General features: G+C 46.4%; 17 protein-coding genes, 1 other RNA gene and 1 riboswitch. Of the genes, 4 read left to right on the top strand and 14 right to left on the bottom strand.

All coding sequences use genetic code 11. The features are described from left to right. Window positions 1-13: 13 nt before the first annotated feature. From BLQ32_RS09620 to BLQ32_RS09580, 9 genes are all read right to left on the bottom strand, one after another. Window positions 14-682, bottom strand: coding sequence for a methionine ABC transporter permease (locus BLQ32_RS09620; RefSeq protein ID WP_074510161.1), 669 nt, complete (start codon window positions 680-682; stop codon window positions 14-16). Continuing rightward, entirely contained in the window at window positions 679-1,698 is a 1,020-nt protein-coding gene (locus BLQ32_RS09615) for a methionine ABC transporter ATP-binding protein (RefSeq protein WP_074510160.1), read from the bottom strand. Before BLQ32_RS09615 ends, BLQ32_RS09620 begins: the two co-directional genes overlap by 4 nt. A gap of 82 nt (window positions 1,699-1,780) precedes the next feature. Next, window positions 1,781-1,885, bottom strand: a riboswitch (SAM riboswitch). A 157-nt stretch (window positions 1,886-2,042) separates the two neighbouring features. Continuing rightward, complete coding sequence (locus tag BLQ32_RS09610; protein WP_036808252.1) at window positions 2,043-2,348, bottom strand: thioredoxin family protein; 306 nt, start codon at window positions 2,346-2,348, stop codon at window positions 2,043-2,045. A 5-nt stretch (window positions 2,349-2,353) separates the two neighbouring features. Continuing rightward, window positions 2,354-2,692 (bottom strand): TOPRIM domain-containing protein, encoded by a 339-nt coding sequence (locus BLQ32_RS09605; RefSeq protein WP_036808249.1) that lies wholly within the window; start codon window positions 2,690-2,692, stop codon window positions 2,354-2,356. 131 nt (window positions 2,693-2,823) lie between these two features. Then, on the bottom strand, window positions 2,824-3,204 hold the full coding sequence (gene gcvH / locus BLQ32_RS09600; RefSeq protein WP_036808246.1) for a glycine cleavage system protein GcvH: 381 nt from the start codon (window positions 3,202-3,204) through the stop codon (window positions 2,824-2,826). A 78-nt stretch (window positions 3,205-3,282) separates the two neighbouring features. Then, on the bottom strand, window positions 3,283-3,636 hold the full coding sequence (locus BLQ32_RS09595) for an arsenate reductase family protein (protein WP_074510159.1): 354 nt from the start codon (window positions 3,634-3,636) through the stop codon (window positions 3,283-3,285). A 95-nt stretch (window positions 3,637-3,731) separates the two neighbouring features. Continuing rightward, window positions 3,732-5,513 carry an acyl-CoA dehydrogenase family protein gene (locus BLQ32_RS09590; RefSeq protein ID WP_074510158.1) on the bottom strand — a complete coding sequence of 594 codons (1,782 nt, stop codon included), beginning with the start codon at window positions 5,511-5,513 and terminating at the stop codon, window positions 3,732-3,734. Window positions 5,514-5,838: 325 nt separating this feature from the next. Next, window positions 5,839-7,014: an acetyl-CoA C-acetyltransferase gene (locus BLQ32_RS09585; protein WP_036808237.1), complete on the bottom strand. Its 1,176-nt coding sequence runs from the start codon at window positions 7,012-7,014 to the stop codon at window positions 5,839-5,841. A 28-nt stretch (window positions 7,015-7,042) separates the two neighbouring features. Then, a complete protein-coding gene (locus BLQ32_RS09580; protein ID WP_074510157.1) occupies window positions 7,043-9,427 on the bottom strand; it encodes a 3-hydroxyacyl-CoA dehydrogenase/enoyl-CoA hydratase family protein in 2,385 nt (794 codons plus the stop codon). A gap of 206 nt (window positions 9,428-9,633) precedes the next feature. On the opposite strand from BLQ32_RS09580, the gene BLQ32_RS09575 reads away from it, so the two are divergent. The 3 genes from BLQ32_RS09575 to BLQ32_RS09565 all read left to right on the top strand — a co-directional run bounded on the left by BLQ32_RS09575 (window position 9,634) and on the right by BLQ32_RS09565 (window position 11,029). Continuing rightward, window positions 9,634-9,954, top strand: coding sequence for a thioredoxin family protein (locus BLQ32_RS09575; protein ID WP_053167159.1), 321 nt, complete (start codon window positions 9,634-9,636; stop codon window positions 9,952-9,954). Between the two features lie 61 nt (window positions 9,955-10,015). Next, window positions 10,016-10,480, top strand: a complete 465-nt coding sequence (locus BLQ32_RS09570) for an STAS domain-containing protein (protein WP_036808229.1) — start codon at window positions 10,016-10,018, stop codon at window positions 10,478-10,480. Between the two features lie 30 nt (window positions 10,481-10,510). Then, on the top strand, window positions 10,511-11,029 hold the full coding sequence (locus BLQ32_RS09565) for a C39 family peptidase (protein ID WP_342342118.1): 519 nt from the start codon (window positions 10,511-10,513) through the stop codon (window positions 11,027-11,029). On the opposite strand, the gene BLQ32_RS09560 is transcribed toward BLQ32_RS09565, so the two are convergent. From BLQ32_RS09560 to BLQ32_RS09550, 3 genes are all read right to left on the bottom strand, one after another. Continuing rightward, entirely contained in the window at window positions 10,994-11,917 is a 924-nt protein-coding gene (locus tag BLQ32_RS09560; RefSeq protein WP_074510156.1) for a 5'-3' exonuclease, read from the bottom strand. The genes BLQ32_RS09565 and BLQ32_RS09560 overlap by 36 nt on opposite strands. A gap of 78 nt (window positions 11,918-11,995) precedes the next feature. Next, window positions 11,996-13,492, bottom strand: a complete 1,497-nt coding sequence (locus tag BLQ32_RS09555; protein ID WP_074510155.1) for a glycine betaine uptake BCCT transporter — start codon at window positions 13,490-13,492, stop codon at window positions 11,996-11,998. A gap of 336 nt (window positions 13,493-13,828) precedes the next feature. Then, entirely contained in the window at window positions 13,829-14,899 is a 1,071-nt protein-coding gene (locus tag BLQ32_RS09550) for an aldo/keto reductase (protein WP_074510154.1), read from the bottom strand. A 193-nt stretch (window positions 14,900-15,092) separates the two neighbouring features. On the opposite strand from BLQ32_RS09550, the gene BLQ32_RS09545 reads away from it, so the two are divergent. After that, window positions 15,093-16,232, top strand: coding sequence for a competence protein CoiA family protein (locus BLQ32_RS09545; protein ID WP_074510153.1), 1,140 nt, complete (start codon window positions 15,093-15,095; stop codon window positions 16,230-16,232). Window positions 16,233-16,297: 65 nt separating this feature from the next. Here the strand turns inward: BLQ32_RS09545 and ssrA are convergent. Together ssrA and smpB are read right to left on the bottom strand one after the other, a co-directional pair. Beyond that, window positions 16,298-16,651, bottom strand: a transfer-messenger RNA (tmRNA) gene (gene ssrA, locus BLQ32_RS09540). An 82-nt stretch (window positions 16,652-16,733) separates the two neighbouring features. Continuing rightward, a complete protein-coding gene (gene smpB / locus BLQ32_RS09535; RefSeq protein WP_036808204.1) occupies window positions 16,734-17,198 on the bottom strand; it encodes an SsrA-binding protein SmpB in 465 nt (154 codons plus the stop codon). Between the last annotated feature and the right edge of the window lies 1 nt (window position 17,199).

Here is a 17,199-nt window from a genome sequence, read left to right as displayed (position 1 = left end):
TTTGCATTAGGTGTTATCGTTTATCTGATTTCACTGTCAACCGGTCACCGATAAACTGAATCGCGAATACAATAACCAAGATCAATATCGTTGCCATTAGCGTTACGTCTTCCCGGCTTCTCTGGAAGCCGTCCAGGAACGCCAGCGTACCCAAGCCGCCTGCTCCGATGATGCCAGCCATAGCTGTATAGCCGACCAAGGCAATTGCCGTTACGGTGATTCCGGAAATCAAAGCCGGTTTGGATTCCGGCAGCAGTACTTTTCGAATAATGGTCCACGTGGTCGCACCCATGGAACGGGCAGCTTCAATGACGCCTTTATCAATTTCCTTCAAGGCGATCAAGACCATGCGGGCGTAAAACGGTGCAGCCCCAATAATCAATGCCGGCAGCGCTGCGTTCGGCCCGCGAATCGTTCCAATCATAAACTTGGTAAAAGGAATCAATAAAATGATCAAAATGATAAATGGAATCGAACGGAAAATGTTGACGAATGCGCCTGTCAGCCAATTGACAATGCTGTTGGCCCATAATTGCTTGGGTGCCGTCAAAAATAAGATGATGCCCAGCACCAAGCCGATGACAAACGTAAAGAATGTCGACATGGCCGTCATATACAGTGTTTCAAGCGTGGCTTCCCACATATTATCCCAATCGACGTTTGGAAACAATGACTCAATCATGCCATCACCTCCGTCTGGATGCTTTCTTCATTCAAGAAAGCAAGAGCTTGCGCAATTTCAGGCTGCGTGCCTTTTATCTGGATGATCAATGTTCCATATGCTCCCCGTTGTGTATGGGAGATATTCCCGTGCACAATATTAATATCGACCGGATACTTGCGGATCAATTTTGTCAGGATCGGCTGCTCGGTCTGATCGCCGACGAATATCAGCTTGACCAATTCCCCTGTCGGATAAAGCTCCCGCAGATGCTTGATGGTCTCATTTGAATCTTCGGTATCGGTCACTTGCGCGACGAAGCGTTTCGTAATTTCCTGCTGAGGCGCCTGGAAGACCGTCAGGACATCCCCAAGCTCCACGACGCGCCCGCCTTCCATTACGGCTACGCGATGGCAGATTTTGCGAATGACGTGCATTTCGTGCGTAATCAGGACAATGGTTAAGCCGAGGCGCTTGTTGATATCCACCAGCAGTTCCAAGATGGAATCCGTTGTTTGCGGATCAAGTGCTGAAGTGGCTTCATCACAAAGCAGCACTTCCGGATCGTTCGCCAGGGCTCTGGCAATCCCTACCCGCTGTTTCTGGCCTCCTGAGAGCTGAGACGGGTATGCATTTTCTCTTCCCGCAAGGCCGACAAGCTCGACCAGTTCAAGCACGCGGGCATCCCGTTTGCTTTTCGGGACGCCTGCAATTTCAAGCGGAAATTCAATATTCTCTTTTACCGTACGCGACCACAAGAGGTTGAAATGCTGGAAAATCATGCTGACTTTCTGGCGCGCTTTTCTTAAGTCCTGGCCTTTGCTCGCCGATATGTTCTGGCCGCTGATCGTGACCGAACCGGAAGTCGGTTTTTCAAGGCCGTTCAATAGGCGGATCAATGTACTTTTGCCTGCGCCGCTATAACCGATAATGCCAAAAATCTCACCGGATGAAATAGACAGGTTTACATCGTCGACCGCTTTCAAAGATCCCTTGCCTGTATCGAATACTTTCGACAGTTCTTTTAATTCAATCATCCTTTACAACTCCTACTCCAAAATAAAAACCCTTCTGCGCAGAACTGAGCAGAAGGGTGACCGTGAAAACACGAAAACCGCTCTCTCATCTCCCAAAGCTTCCGCTTTGTGTGATTTGGCACCATTTCATTTGCATGACGGTTGCCGGGCTTCATAGGGCACTTCCCTCCACCACTCTAAATAAGAGTTACGATATAAAATTATAATTCAGAAATTCAATTTACCATGCTCGACATTTTTCGTCAATAAATATGTTGAATTAAAAATAATTAATTGCCAGCTATAGGCAAATCAGCTTAGACTTCCGCAAAGCGGTCTGCACCGGAACGCTTCTGTTGTTCCGTTTATACAGATTTCAATTTGCTATAGATGTGAGGCACTGATTGAAAAGCATAGATCTTTTCTTTCAGCTGGCCGTTTTCTGTAATGAGCAAGCAAGGTACGCTTTCCACTTGATACAGTTCAGCAATTTCCTGCACGTAGTTCAAGTTCGCTTTCCCCATCGGCAGTTCAGGCAAAAGTTCTTTCACAACATCCATCATTTTTGAAGCCACCTGGCATGTTCCGCACATTGGCGTGTATAAATAATAGGCGGCTGCAGCGTTTTTGTTTTTTTCTTTCAGCCATTCTTTATGTGTCCATTCTTTCATCTTGTTCATCCCTCGGTTAATAGCTTATTGACTTGAACGTTTGCCGAAATCAGTACATCCAGCAGGATCCGGATCGGCGTCGTCGCCACTTCCTTGTAGCTGCGGTTTATATAGAAGTGCCGGGCTTCAGGAAATTCGCGCTTCACGAGCTTCCTTAGCTGTTCACCTGATTTGTCTGCATCCACCAATACGATGATATCCAGATCTTCGTAAGGCAGCAGCAATTCTTCAAGCCTTGATGCACTTACTGTACCATTTGTGCAGAGAATCGTCACGGGTTCTGCAATAAGCGGTGCGATCCGGGTCTTGTCGCTAAGCCCTTCGACTACAATCACTTTGTCCATAAGTCCACACCTCGCTGATATAAGATGAAAGATCAGAGTCAATTGCTGCTTGAAAACAAGCTTCAGGAACCTGCTATCTATCAGCCTTTCGGCTATCAAAAAAAGCGCCAAGTAATAGGCGCTTTAAAGTATTACTCGTTCGTCATTTCTTTGTATTGGTCAGCAGTCATCAACTCGCTGATTTCTTCTTCGTTTGGAGATTCGATTACCACCATCCACGCATTTTCATACGGAGATTCGTTGACAAATTCCGGGCTGTCTTCTAATTCACTATTCACTTCAACTACACGTCCGCTGATCGGCGCATATAGCTCCGAAACGGTTTTAACTGATTCAACGCTGCCGAAAGGCTCGTCTTTTTTCAGTTCGTCCCCAACTTGCGGCAATTCTACGAATACGATGTCGCCAAGTTCTGCTTGTGCAAAATGTGTAATCCCAATGCGGGCTGTGCCGCCTTCAACTTTAACCCATTCATGCTCTTTAGAATAACGAAGTTCTTGTGGTGTGCTCATCGAAAACCCTCCAAATTATGTAGTGTACTCAATTTCAGTTTGACATAAAGCCCTAGGAAATACAAGATTTCGCTGCTTTCATTTCCAGGTATTTTCAAACTCTTCTTCTTTGAAGCCCAATGTCGCTTTTTCACCGTTCCAAGCAAGCGGCCGTTTGATCAACATGCCGTCTGATGCCAGCAATGCCAGCTGCTCTTCTTCCAGCATGTCCTTCAATTTATCTTTTAATCCAAGTGCCCGGTATTTCAAACCGCTTGTATTGAAGAATTTTTTCAATTCCACTCCGCTTTTGGTGTAGATTTCACGGATTTGGTCCTGGGACGGCGGCGCCTCGGCAATATTTATTTCATTATAAGCGATGCCGTTTTGATCCAGCCATTTTTTTGCTTTGCGGCAAGTAGTGCATTTCGGGTATGCGTAATACGTAATCATGGTAAAACCTCCTTTTAACCAAGCTTACCAAAGTTGCCCTTTTTGGTCGATGCAAAAAAAACGCAGCCCGGAGGCTGCGTTTTGTAAAAGAAGCATTACACGACATATTTTTCGACTTCTACTAATTTCACAGCTGCTTCACGTTTTTTCGCAATGACGTTATATGGAGTGGAACGCGTCAATTTGCGAAGTGCAGAAAGCATCATGCGCTGGTTGTCGCCTTCAACAGCCGCAAGCAAGGTTTCTTTGGCATCTTTTTCGATTTTGTCGAAAGCTTCCTGGCAGTAAATTTGCGTGTAGAGCAATTTCTGCTGGGCTTTTTCTTCACCGGATGCAGCAATCGCTTTTTCTGTGCGAAGTACAGCCGATTCCATCGCAAACACATTGCTGACAATATCCGCAATATTGACAAGCACTTCCTGTTCTTGTTCAATTTTCGCTCCGTATGTCTGAGCTGCAAGCCCCGCTGCCAACAAGGCAATTTTCTTCGCGTTTTTCACCAAGTATTTCTCTTGAGCCAATGCTTCCGTGCCGATTTCTTCCGGCATCATCATCAATAGCTCTTCCTGCAATTTTTGTGCGTGCTGCAATAGCGGAAGCTCGCCTTTCATCGCTTTGCGCAGCAAAGTGCCTGGCACCAGCAGACGGTTGATTTCGTTTGTGCCTTCGAAGATCCGGTTGATGCGGGAGTCGCGGTAAGCACGCTCGATTTCATATTCCTGCATGAAGCCGTATCCGCCGTGCAGCTGCACGCCCTCGTCTACGATGTAGTCCAAAGTTTCTGTACCGAAGAATTTGTTCATGGAACATTCAACAGCGAATTCTGCAATCGCATCTGCCACTAATTTTCCGTTGGCGTGCTCTTCTTCTGTAAAGCCGCTCATGCGGTCTTCGAACAAGCCAACCGTACGGTAAACAGAGCTTTCAAGTGCATATAATTGAGAAGCCATCGTTGCCAATTTCTCACGAGTTAAGTTGAAAGAAGAAATTGGTGTTTTAAACTGCTGGCGCTGGTTTGTATACGGAATCGTAATTTCCATTGCACGTTTTGAGCCGCCGATTGTGCCTACACCCAATTTGTAACGGCCGATGTTCAAGATGTTGAATGCGATGACGTGGCCGCGGCCAGCTTCGCCGAGCAAGTTTTCCACAGGCACTACTGCATCCTGCAAGACCAGTGTCCGTGTTGAAGACGACTTGATCCCCATTTTCTTTTCTTCCGGCCCGACAGATACGCCGTCATATGCGCGTTCTACGATAAACGCTGAGAATTTTTCGCTGTCAATTTTTGCGTACACAATAAATACGTCGGCAAATCCAGCGTTGGTGATCCATTGTTTTTCGCCGTTCAATACATAATGCGTGCCCGCTTCATTCAATTTCGCCACTGTTTTAGCACCCAGTGCATCCGATCCTGAACTCGGCTCCGTCAATGCATATGCTGCGATCAATTCACCACTTGCCAGGCGCGGCAAGTATTTCTGTTTTTGTTCTTCATTTCCGAACAACACAATCGGCAAAGAACCGATTCCGACGTGAGCGCCGTGAGTAATACCGAATCCGCCTGCTTTGGACATTTTTTCAGCAATCAAAGCCGAAGCGATTTTATCAAGGCCCAATCCGCCGTATTGTTCCGGCACATCTGCTCCAAGCAAACCAAGTTCTCCTGCCGTTTTCAATAAACGAACGGAATGGTCGAACTCGTGGTTTTCAAGCTTTTCAACGACCGGAAGCACTTCTGTGTTCACGTAGTCCTCCGTCGTTTTCGCGATCATTTTATGCTCTTCTGTAAAATCTTCCGGTGTAAACACGCGGGATAAATCTGCGTCTTCAATTAAGAAACTGCCGCCTTTGATTAACGTTTTCGATTCTGCCATTTTGTATTCCTCCTGTTTTATAAATTACTTGAGTTAACTTGTAAATTGAAATTAGAGAGAAAAGAAATCGCTTCAACTCTTTTTCTTGTCTCGAAGCTAGCGAAGCGATGCAACGGTTTTTCATGTCCCGAAGCTAGCAAAGCGATGCAGGGACAGAGACAGTCGGACGCTTTCCGCTCTTTCTTTTCAAAAATCCATGAAAACGATTCGTTTTATAGTTTATATGGAGCAAAGCATCAAATAAGAACGCATTGTTCCTTTAGTGTAAGCCTGCGGAAAGCGCAGTTATTTGTGGAATATCAAAATTCTAAATCAGTACACATTTTTATAGCATTTCAAATACGCCAGCTGCGCCCATTCCGCCGCCGATGCACATCGTGACGACGCCGAATTGTTTTCCTTGGCGCTTCAATTCGCTCATCATTTTAAGCGTCAGGATCGAACCTGTCGCACCAAGCGGATGGCCAAGTGCAATGGCGCCGCCGTTGAAGTTCACTTTGTCGATGTCGATATTCAAGTGGCGGATAACGCCTAATGACTGGGAAGCAAAGGCTTCGTTCAGTTCCCATACATCGATGTCGTCAATGGTCAGGCCAGCCAGTTTCAATGCTTTTGGAATGGCGACGATCGGCCCGATGCCCATGACTTCCGGCGGCACGCCTCCTGTAGCGAATGAACGGAATTTTGCAATCGGCGTCAAGCCAAGCGATTCTGCTTTTTCACGGTCCATGACGAGCAGTGCAGCAGCTCCGTCAGATGTCTGTGAAGAGTTTCCGGCTGTCACGGTTCCGCGTGCTGAGAAAGCTGCGCGGAGTTTGTTCAAGGTTTGAATGCTTGTGCCGTGGCGAACGCCTTCATCCATCCCAAATGTAAAGGTTTTTTCCTGGTATTTGTTGTTGTCATCGACGAAACGCTGGGTCACTTCGACCGGCACGATTTCTTCATCGAATTTGCCGGCTGCAATGGCTGCAGCTGCTTTTTCGTGGGAGCGGACAGCAAATGCATCCTGGTCTTCCCGGCTGACGCCGTATTGGGTTGCCACTTGTTCTGCCGTATGGCCCATGCTCATGTAGTACTGAGGGGCAGTTTCTGCCAATTTCGCGTTCGGGCGGATGACATTGCCCATCATCGGCACCATGCTCATCGATTCAACGCCGCCTGCAATAATGGCTTCTGCTGAGCCGACCATGATCCGTTCAGCTGCATAAGCAATCGACTGAAGGCCTGATGAACAGAAACGGTTGACCGTTACGGCCGAAACGGTTTCCGGCAATCCTGCCAATGCACCGATATTGCGCGCAATGTTCATGCCTTGCTCCGCTTCCGGCATGGCACATCCCATAATCAAATCATCTATCGGACCGTCGTAGCCGCCTGCCCGGTTTAATGCTTCACGTACAACCAAGGCGCCGAAATCATCCGGACGCACCGTTGCAAGAGAGCCTTTTTTCGCTTTTCCGACCGGGGTTCTGGCCCCGGCCACGATTACTGCTTCGCGCATCTATTTCTCCTCCTCTAATATCTTTCGGTTAGTTGCGCAGCGGTTTGCCTTTAACCAGCATATGCTGCATCCGTTGTTGTGTTTTCGGTTTCGCAACCAAACTCAGGAAAGCCTCGCGCTCCAAATCCAGCAAATACTGCTCGTCCACTTTCGTGCCGTATGGCAGTTTCCCGCCGGATAAGACGAATGCCAGCTTTTTGGCAATCTTCAAGTCGTATTCGGAAATATAGCCTGAGATGTGCATGCCTTCTGCCCCGAGAAGGAGCGTCGCGTATCCCGGTTCGCCGGTAACCGGCACTTTTTCGCGAGTCGGTGCCTGATAGCCGTTTTCGTATAAAGCAAGGGCGGCCTGTTTTGCATCGTAAATCAGATGGTCGCTGTTGACGCTGATGCCGTCTGTGAAATTCAAGAAGTTATTTTCGCGCGCCTCTTCTGCGGAAGTTGATACTTTTGCCATGGCAATCGATTCAAATACATTGCTGGCGATATTCTGGTAATCGACGGTTACGCCGTTCGGCAAGCCTTTCAAATGCTTGATGTAAAGCTCTTTGTTTCCGCCGCCGCCTGGAATCAAGCCGACGCCCGCTTCTACTAGGCCCATGTACGTTTCCATCGAAGCCTGGATGTGTGCTGCATGGAGCGCCACTTCTGCCCCGCCGCCAAGTGTCATGCCAAATGGCGCCACGACTACCGGTTTTGAGCTGTATTTGATTTTCATCAAGGCATTCTGGAACGTCTTGATTGTGAAATCAAGTTCGAAGATATTGTCGTCCTGGGCTTCCATTAAGATCATGCCAAGGTTCGCACCGACACAGAAGTTCTTCGCCTGGTTGCCGATGACAAGCCCTTTGTAATTCTTTTCAACTTCCTCTACCGAATAGTTGATCATTTGCATAATGTCGAGTCCGATCGCATTTGAACGCGAGTGGAATTCCAGCAGCAAGATGCCGTCTCCAAGGTCGATCAAGCTGGCGCCTGAATTCGACTTTAGAACGCCATGCTTTTTCTTATAGCGTTTCAAGTCAATCGCTTTTTCGTTGACCGGAACCGGCTCATAGCCTGTGCCGTTGAAGAAATGCAGATCGCCGTTTTCTTCTTTATAGAAGCTTTCGTTTCCGCTATCCAGCAGGCTTTGGACGAATGCCGGAATTTCATAGCCTTCTTCTTTCATTTTCTCAACAGATTTTTGGACTCCGATAGCGTCCCATGTTTCAAACGGCCCTTGTTCCCAGCCGAATCCCCATTTCATGGCATTGTCGATGGCGACGATGTCGTCTGCAATTTCGCCCGTCAGCTGTGCGGAGTAAACGAGTGTCGGCGACAGGATGCTCCACAGCAGCTCTCCTGTGCGGTCATTCGCGTATGTCAACGTTTTCACTTTTGCTGCCAAGCCTTTTTGCTGTTTCGCCATTTCCTGTGAAGGCGTTTTCAATTTTCCGGCTGGGCGGTATTCCATTGTTTCCGGATCCAGTTCCAGGATATCTTTATCTTTTTTCAAGAAGAACCCTTGCCCGGATTTCGCGCCGATCCAACCGTTTTCCACCATCTTTTTCATGAATTCAGGCGCTTCGAACACTTTTTGTTCTTCGCCTGAGGTCTGATCGTACACATTTTTCGCTACATGCATGAACGTATCAAGGCCAACAACATCCAATGTGCGGAACGTAGCGGATTTCGGACGGCCGATTAAAGGACCTGTCACCGAATCCACTTCTCCGATGGAATAGCCGCGGTTCTGCATTTCACGCAATGTCACAAGCAACCCATAGGTACCAATGCGGTTGGCAATGAAGTTTGGTGTGTCTTTTGCAATCACAACACCTTTGCCAAGGCGGTCTTCACCAAATTCCGTCATAAACTGTAGCACTTCTGGAGCCGTCGTGTTCGCCGGAATCACTTCCAATAGCTTCAAATAGCGCGGCGGGTTGAAGAAATGCGTTCCAAGAAAATGCTTCCCGAAATCTTCCGAACGGCCTTCTGCCATTGAGTTGATGCTGATGCCGGATGTATTGGATGAAACAATTGTGCCAGGTGTTCTGACGGCATCGATTTTTTCGTAAAGAGATTTTTTAACGTCCAGGTTTTCAACAATCACTTCGATGATCCAATCGACGTCTTTCAATTTATCCAAGTCGTCTTCCAGATTTCCTGGGGTAATCAGCTGCAGGTTCTTTTTAGCAGCCAATGGTGCCGGCTTTTGCTTCAATAATTTTTGAACCGAAGTCGATGCAATCCGGTTTCTCACTTGCGGATGTTCTAGCGACAGACCTTTTGCCTCTTCTTCTTTCGATAATTCACGCGGGACAATATCCAGCAATAACACCGGAATCCCTATATTTGCAAGATGTGCTGCGATTCCTGAACCCATGACACCGGAACCAAGCACTGCTGCTTTTTTAATTTGGTAAGCCAATGAAAAACCCTCCTCATTTTTTGAATGAACACTCATTCATTTTTAGCTTAAAAAAATAGAACCTTCTCTATGTCCTTAGTGTAAATTATTTTTGTTGTTTTCGCAATATTTAATCCTTAAAAAATATTCTTTCCTTCAAGTCCAATCTCTTCACGAAACCTGGGCGCCATTGTAAACTGAGTAAGAGACATTTAGGAGGAGATTTTATGAAACCCATTACATCCACTGAACAGTTTAACGAAGTAATCGAAGGAACAGAACCAGTCATCGTCAAATTCCAAGCTGGCTGGTGCCCGGACTGCACACGCATGGATATGTTCATCGATCCGATTATGGAAGAATACAATGAATACAAATGGTTCGATGTGAACCGCGACGAATTGCCGGAGCTTGCCGAGAAATATGAAGTCATGGGCATCCCAAGCTTATTGATTTTTGAAAAAGGGGAGAAAAAAGCACATCTTCACAGTGCGAATGCAAAAACGCCGGAATCTGTTACAGAGTTTTTAGCAAACCAAAAGAAATAGGCCCAGCCTATTTCTTTTTTGCGTTATAATAGATATTAATAATACAGATAGAGGTGTCTTTATGGATTCATCGCAAGAAATCAAAGAGTTAAAAGAATTGGTTTTGCATTATGAAAATGTGATTCACAATATGTCAGCGCCCATCATTCCGTCGATTGTACCGGAAACCATTTTGGTTCCGATTGCCGGATTTATTTTCCGTGACCGCTTTGAAACGATTCGGACGAAAGTGCTGCAGTATGCCGCAGAACACCGGGATACACAATGTGTCGTTTTCGACTTTACCGGAGTGCGTGTCGAAGACGTCGAAAAATTCGACTACAACGAACTGGCCAGTGAGCTGTCCCAGTTAAACAGCGCTATTAAACTAATGGGCATCCGGCCGATTTACGTCGGCTTCAATCCGCGTTTCGTACGCGAAATCGTCCATGCCGGCATCCAAGTCGAGTTGGAAGTTTTCAATACATTCCGCGCCGCCCTGAAGAAATTGCTTGCAGAAAGCGAGAAATCCCTGTATTCCATTTAACAGCCGCCACTGAATCTTTTTTGGGAGGTCTTGAAGCTGAAAATTCTACTTCCATTTGAAGGCAAATCCCAATACGATGCCGCCGTCGATCCTAAAAAACAAGGATCCGCATGCGGGCCGACAACGATTGCCGCGATTTTAAAGCACCATGAACAAATCGATTATGGAATCAATCAGCTTTACGGCCTGCTTGGCACGACCTCCATCGGTTTGTTCACATGGCGTTTGATCCGAAAGTTCAAGAAAGCCACCGGACAGCGTTACCGCATTGAAAAAATCCGTTCGCTTGGCGACGTTAAATCGGAACTGCAAGCCGGACGTCCGCTTGCAATGAAGTTTGACCGTTACTTTTCATTCCACTGGTTCTCAAAACCTTTGTACAACTACCACTGGGTGCCGCTGATCGGATTTGAAGAAAAAGACGGCGATATCCTTCTCTATTTCCACGATAACGGAAAAAGAAACCGCCCCAGCAAAGTGCAGGCGGTTTCTTATCTTCAAAATCAGCATGTGTTATCGTTCGTACGGATCTATCCGGTCAAACGGTGATGATTCCGGAATGATGCTTTTCTCCAATTGGCGGGCGAGCAGTTTTAATTCCTGATCGTCAAACAACTGCACCATATCGTTTGTATAATTCGGAACTAAAATTTCATTCAGCGACACGTCGAGCGGAATATCGCATTTAATAACCGCCAACTCTTTAGATAGCAGCAGCATATCCTTATGCTCTTCTATCTTTTTCTTTTGGGCTGGTTTCAATTCTTCAATCGCTTCAAGGACGCCGTCGGTCGATCCATATTTCTGGATCAGCTGCAGTGCGGTCTTCGGTCCGATGCCTTTCACGCCCGGATAGCCATCGCTTGCATCTCCCATGAACGCTTTCACGTCTGCAAACTGCGCCGGTTCAATGCCGTACTCTTCTTTAAAACGGCCTTCGGTGTAGACGTCATAAATATGGAAGCCTTTTTTCATGAACGCAATTTTCACCGACGGGTTCAACAATTGCAGCATGTCTTTATCGCCGGTCATGATCGTAAAATCGGCTTTGCCTTGCCACTGTTTGGTAAACGAGCCGATAAAGTCATCCGCTTCGATGCCCTTTTCGCCGTAGTTTTTCCAGCCGAGCTGCTCGGATACTTGCTTCGCCAAATCGAATTGGTGCAGCATATCCTCCGGCGGCGCCGGGCGGTTGGCTTTGTAGCCGTCAAACATATCCGTACGGAAAGTCTGTGCGCCCATGTCCCAGCAGACGGCCAGATGCGTCGGCTTCATCATCGTTTTTGCGGCCAACACGTGGCGCGCAAATCCTTGGACACCGTTTGTGGCAAGTCCTTCCGTCGTCCGGAAATACTGCCCCACTGCAGATGTGGCGAAAAATGAACGGAATAAGAGCGCCATGCCGTCCACCAATAGTACATGTGGTTTTTCATTCATTGTAAATCCTCCATCCTTCATCAAGCACTCTCTCCATTGTACCTCTTTTCGCACGAAAAAACCGCCGAAGCGGCGGTTTTAGCGTTTGCGTTTGATGGCCCGGTATTCCAGGGTGATTGATTTGTAGAACGATCCCATCATCAACAACATGATGAACGAGAACGGGAAAGCGGCAATGATCAAGGCCGTTTGAAGTGCCCCAAGCCCACCAGTTGACAATAAAATCACTGCAATCAGCGACTGAGATACTCCCCACGAGATTTTAACCGTGTTGGACGGGTTCAGCGATCCATTCGTCGATTGCATTCCAAGTACAAAGGTCGCTGAGTCGGCTGATGTGACAAAGAAAACCGCAATCAGGACAATGGCAATGACGGATAAAAATCCACCGATTGGCAATTCGTTAAATACAGCGAACAAAGTCTCTTCCGTCAACAAACCGGTCAAGTCCACGCCGCTGTTTTGGACGTCCATTGCCGTGGTGCCAAAAGTGGCAAACCAGATGAAACTGAAAACCGCTGGAATCAATAGCACGCCTGATAAGAACTGGCGGATGGTCCGGCCTTTTGATACACGGGCAATGAAAATCCCGACAAAAGGAGCCCAGGAAATCCACCATGCCCAGTAGAAAATGGTCCAGCCGTCAATCCAGGCGCGCTCTTCTGAATCGACCGGTGCGGTACGGAAACTCATTTGCATGATGTTTTGGATATAGCTGCCGATAGTATCCGTAAAGGTGTTGAGAATCAGCAACGTCGGCCCTAAAATGACCACAAAGAACAACAGGATGATGGCCAGCACCATATTCGTATTGGACAGGTATTTGATCCCTTTGCTGACGCCGCTCCATGCGGAAATCGTAAACAGGATCGTCACGATCACAATTATGATGATCTGGACGATAAAGTTGTCACTCGGGATGCCTTCAAACAAGAAGGACAGTCCCCCGTTAATTTGTATCGCCCCAAAACCAAGCGTCGTTGCCACTCCGATGGCGGTAGCAAAAATAGCGATGACGTCGACCGCGATTCCCCACGGCCCTTTCATTTTATCCCCGAAAATCGGTTTCAGCGTGGCCGAAATCAGACCCGGCTCCCCTTTTCGGAATTGGAAATAAGCCAGCACAAGCGCTACTACTCCGTAGATAGCCCATGCATGGATGCCCCAATGGAAAAAGGTGAAGCGCATCGATTCACGGAATGCTGCAGCGGATTCCGGCTCCGCAGTGGCCGGATTAATCGCAAAATGGGACAATGGTTCAGCTGATCCCCAAAAGACCAGCCCAATTCCCATTCCTGCTGAAAATAACATGGAAACCCATGTAATGAACGAAAACTCCGGTTTGTCATTTTCTTTCCCCAATTTGATTTGCCCCATTGGGCTTACGAGGAAAAACAGGCAGAACAAAACCATGAGCGATACGATCAATAAATAATACCACCCGAACGAAGTTGTCAGGAATCCTTCTATATTCCCGGTAACTTCTGCAAAATTATCTGGCGCAAATGCCCCGTAGGCGACTGCCAACAACACAAGGGCAAGCGAGATCCAGAAAACATTCGTTACTTTTCTCATATAGTACCTCCTGAAATTTTTATCACAAGTGTTAAGGATAAAGAAGTAATCGGCTTCTGTCAAACCCGCTGCTGTTCTAGCGTTACATGTAACAATCAATGATACCGCTTCCAACCGCGTCTCTATACGATCTCACTTTTACTTAAGGCAATAAACTGTTTATGGCCCTGACTCATAGGAATGCATTTTGCTCCATCATCTCAAAATATTCATTTTAAACATTCCCGATATTTTGTCATTCTACTCCTGCAATTGCCAGTGCCAAAATAAAAAAACACCGAAACCAGACGAGTTCGACGCTCTGGTTTCAATGCTTCAGGATTTCATTTAAAAATCCTATTCCTCTATTCCCATCGTCTGCTTGTAGCCTTTAAGATAAGTGATTTCGGACGGGCTGCCAAGCTCCAGCGAATTCATTGCCCGATGCCAGTTCGGATAAATCGGTACTGGCCGCGCCACGCTTTCGATCCGGTCATGTTCTTCTTGCGTCAACTGGATATCAAATGATGCAATGTTTTCCTTCAGCTGCTCCTCGTTGCGGGCAGCGATGACAATCGGCCCGACGTTCGGACGGTCCCTTACCCATGCGTAAGCGATTGGCGGAACGGAAGCGTTGTGGTTTGCCGCCACTTCCTCGAGTGCATCAATTACTTGATAAAGGCGTTCCTGGTCCTGTACCCATGGCTCCGGCCATCCACCGCCTTGCCGCGTGTTCTCCGGCGTCTGCATATTGCGCCCAATCTTGCCATTCAATAGCCCTTCGCCGAGCGCGCTCCAAATCATTGAACTGACATCCAGTTCCGCTGCTGCCGGCAGCAGCTCATATTCCGCTTCCCGCGCTTCTGGCGAGTAGTAAATTTGCTGCGTGACCGGTGGAATGAATCCGTTCTGCTCAGCAACTGTATACGTTCTAGCGAGCGCCCAGCCGCTGTAATTCGATACGCCCCAATGGCGGATCTTCCCGGCCTTCACCAAGCTCGTCATCGCTTCCACCGTTTCTTCAACCGGCGTCTGCCCGTCCCAGAGATGGGTAAAATACAAATCAAGATAATCCGTCCCCAGACGCTCCAAAGTCTGGTCAATGGACGTTAGAATATTGTTCCGTGAAGCGCCGCGCAAATTCGGATTGTCGCTTAATGGAAATCCCGTTTTCGATGTCAGCAGCACGTCCTCCCGGCGGCCTTTGATGGCCGCACCAAGCACGCGCTCCGCATCGCCTTTTGAATAGAGGTTCGCCGTATCAAACATATTGATGCCTGCTTCCAGCGACAAATCAACCATCCGGCGCGCCTGGTCTTCCTTGATGTCGCCTGCTGCTTCAAAGCCATTCGTCCCGCTGAACGGGACCGTTCCGAGTATGTATTTCGGTACGCGCAATCCTGAGTTTCCTAAGTAAATGTATTCCATGAGAGCCTCCTAATGAATAAGCGTTATTGAATAACGCGGGATATTAGTGGGTTACCCTACTGTAGTCATTATAAAACTGCTTGCCTCTCAAGAGTCTATACGAAAAATATTGACCTTAATTAAACAAATAAATGAAACTAATTCATTATTTACTCGTATTAAATAAAAATACCATTTTATAGGGGGTTAATACTTGAGAGAAGCTTGGCATACGAATAATGAAGAAATGTACATTATTCCACAAAACCTAAACACCACTGAAATTTATAACCATAAACAAATCGCTAAAAAAGGCACATTTTTATGTCCCTACTGCAACGCCAAGCTGTATGTCAAAAGCGGAGAAATACACGGCACTTACTTTTCACATCTACATGGTGAAAGTTGTGAGGAATCACAAAAGAGTGAATTGCGTTATTCTAAATACGAAAAGCAGAAGCATGATGAGACTCCACGCCTTCCACAAATATTAGCAGTGATGAAAGATGAATTAGAAGTTTTATCTAAAGTATATCCTCAAATCACTCACTCTAACGGATATTTAAATTCAGATTTTGTAACTTTCGTTCCGGACATCTCTTTAAAAATCAATGAACATAAGTATGCCATCACTATTGTTACAAATATCACCAGTTCAACTGATATATCAAAAGCAAAAAATATAAAAAAACAAAGAGAATATTATACTACGCTTGGATATGAAGCTTTATTTTTTATTGAACGCAGCAACCTTGGAATTGATATCGATAAACATTCTTTAGTATTATGGGAATCGGAAAAAGAAGCTCTTACTACTCAAACTTCCGATACACTTTGGGAAGAGTTTTTAATACAATTATCACCGGTGTCTGACTTGAAACTCATTCTGAATCTTCCCTTGGCAGATTTAAATGTTAAAAGTATCATATATATCACACCAGCTGATCAAGCTATCGCAATCGAGGCATTCCATGTACTTGAGCAACATAACACAACCCCTTTAAAGGCATATTTTCTAAGTATGCCTTATACACTCAGCTTCTCCCAAGCATTTAAAATGGAAAATAACATATTATTATTGGCAGATTTAAATAATGAAAGAGAAAACCAAACTAAATATGCTGAAAACTTCCAAAACGCTAAAAAAATCTATTTAGAAAAACTGAAATTACTTGAACTTCAGCAAAAAGAATATGACCTAGAGCAGACTTTAAAAGCTGAGAAGCAGAAAAAAATAACCTCAGATAAAAGAAAAATCATGCAAGAAAACTTCAGAAAAAATACTTATCATAGTTTAGAAAAAGAAAAGAGACTTGAAATGTTAACCAAGTCCTACTCTCAAAACAATAATTAGAAACGACAAAAAACGCCCAAACCTCTTAAAAAGGTTTGGGCGTTTTCCTAAAATCCAAAATCTCCAAATGGAGACGGCGGGAGTCGAACCCGCGTCCAGAAACTCCGCTACTTGAGCGTCTACGCGTGTAGCTTACTTATTGGAATTTCATGCGCCATTCTGCCAATAAGCGGGCGTCCTGGGCACTAATTTGAGAATCTCTTGCCGGCAGCTCAAATGGCACTGCAGGCCGTATCCCACTAAAGTTGAGCTTTACCCAGCCACATGGGCGATGGATAGATAAAGCAGATCCGAGCTTACGCTGCGAATGCTAGGTTTTGGTTTGTTTTGCCAGTTACTATAGTTACGTTGGTGACGGAGCCGATCCTCCGACGCGCGACTCAAGCCCAGATCATCCCTGTCGAATCCGTAACGTCCCCTCATTATAAAGGAACACGGGAAGGCGATGAGCCTTATGTGCTATATACTTAGTATAAGGCACCATTGGTCAGACTTCAAGTGTTAACGGTTGCGGTCTTTCATGGCGCGGTCAATCTCGCGTTTTGCGTCTTTCTTTTTCAAGTCCTGGCGCTTGTCGTAGTTCTTCTTCCCTTTACCAATGCCGAGCAGCACTTTGGCATAGCCGTCTTTCAAGTACATCTTCAGCGGGATAATCGCCGCTCCCTGCACTTTCGATACGCCTACAAGCTCATTGATCTGCTTTTTATGCAGCAGCAGTTTGCGGACTCGCGTTGGATCATGGTTAAAGATATTGCCCTGTTCATACGGAGCAATGTGCATATTGGAAATCCAGGCTTCACCGTTCCGGATCCGCACGAAAGCATCAACCAATTGCACTTTGCCGTTGCGGGCCGATTTGATTTCGGTCCCTTGCAGCACAATGCCGGCTTCAATCGTCTCTTCAATTGCGTAATCGAAGCCCGCTTTTTTGTTCTGGGCTATTACTTTCCCTGAGCCCTTTGCCATA

Origin of the sequence: Planococcus glaciei (assembly GCF_900099655.1) — a bacterium.
GTDB lineage: Bacteria > Bacillota > Bacilli > Bacillales_A > Planococcaceae > Planococcus > Planococcus glaciei.
The sequence above is the reverse complement of the archived record's forward strand: the minus strand, read 5'-3'. Positions and strand labels throughout refer to the sequence as shown.

What these genes read in the sequence shown, in the direction of transcription:
- BLQ32_RS09610 (WP_036808252.1), bottom strand. Translation starts at nt 2,348, where the DNA reads ATGAAAGAATGGACACATAAAGAATGGCTGAAAGAAAAAAACAAAAAC.
- BLQ32_RS09605 (WP_036808249.1), bottom strand. Translation starts at nt 2,692, where the DNA reads ATGGACAAAGTGATTGTAGTCGAAGGGCTTAGCGACAAGACCCGGATC.
- gcvH (WP_036808246.1), bottom strand. Translation starts at nt 3,204, where the DNA reads ATGAGCACACCACAAGAACTTCGTTATTCTAAAGAGCATGAATGGGTT.
- BLQ32_RS09560 (WP_074510156.1), bottom strand. Translation starts at nt 11,917, where the DNA reads ATGAATGAAAAACCACATGTACTATTGGTGGACGGCATGGCGCTCTTA.
- BLQ32_RS09590 (WP_074510158.1), bottom strand. Translation starts at nt 5,513, where the DNA reads ATGGCAGAATCGAAAACGTTAATCAAAGGCGGCAGTTTCTTAATTGAA.
- BLQ32_RS09615 (WP_074510160.1), bottom strand. Translation starts at nt 1,698, where the DNA reads ATGATTGAATTAAAAGAACTGTCGAAAGTATTCGATACAGGCAAGGGA.
- BLQ32_RS09585 (WP_036808237.1), bottom strand. Translation starts at nt 7,014, where the DNA reads ATGCGCGAAGCAGTAATCGTGGCCGGGGCCAGAACCCCGGTCGGAAAA.
- BLQ32_RS09555 (WP_074510155.1), bottom strand. Translation starts at nt 13,492, where the DNA reads ATGAGAAAAGTAACGAATGTTTTCTGGATCTCGCTTGCCCTTGTGTTG.
- BLQ32_RS09550 (WP_074510154.1), bottom strand. Translation starts at nt 14,899, where the DNA reads ATGGAATACATTTACTTAGGAAACTCAGGATTGCGCGTACCGAAATAC.
- BLQ32_RS09570 (WP_036808229.1), top strand. Translation starts at nt 10,016, where the DNA reads ATGGATTCATCGCAAGAAATCAAAGAGTTAAAAGAATTGGTTTTGCAT.
- BLQ32_RS09620 (WP_074510161.1), bottom strand. Translation starts at nt 682, where the DNA reads ATGATTGAGTCATTGTTTCCAAACGTCGATTGGGATAATATGTGGGAA.
- BLQ32_RS09575 (WP_053167159.1), top strand. Translation starts at nt 9,634, where the DNA reads ATGAAACCCATTACATCCACTGAACAGTTTAACGAAGTAATCGAAGGA.
- smpB (WP_036808204.1), bottom strand. Translation starts at nt 17,198, where the DNA reads ATGGCAAAGGGCTCAGGGAAAGTAATAGCCCAGAACAAAAAAGCGGGC.
- BLQ32_RS09595 (WP_074510159.1), bottom strand. Translation starts at nt 3,636, where the DNA reads ATGATTACGTATTACGCATACCCGAAATGCACTACTTGCCGCAAAGCA.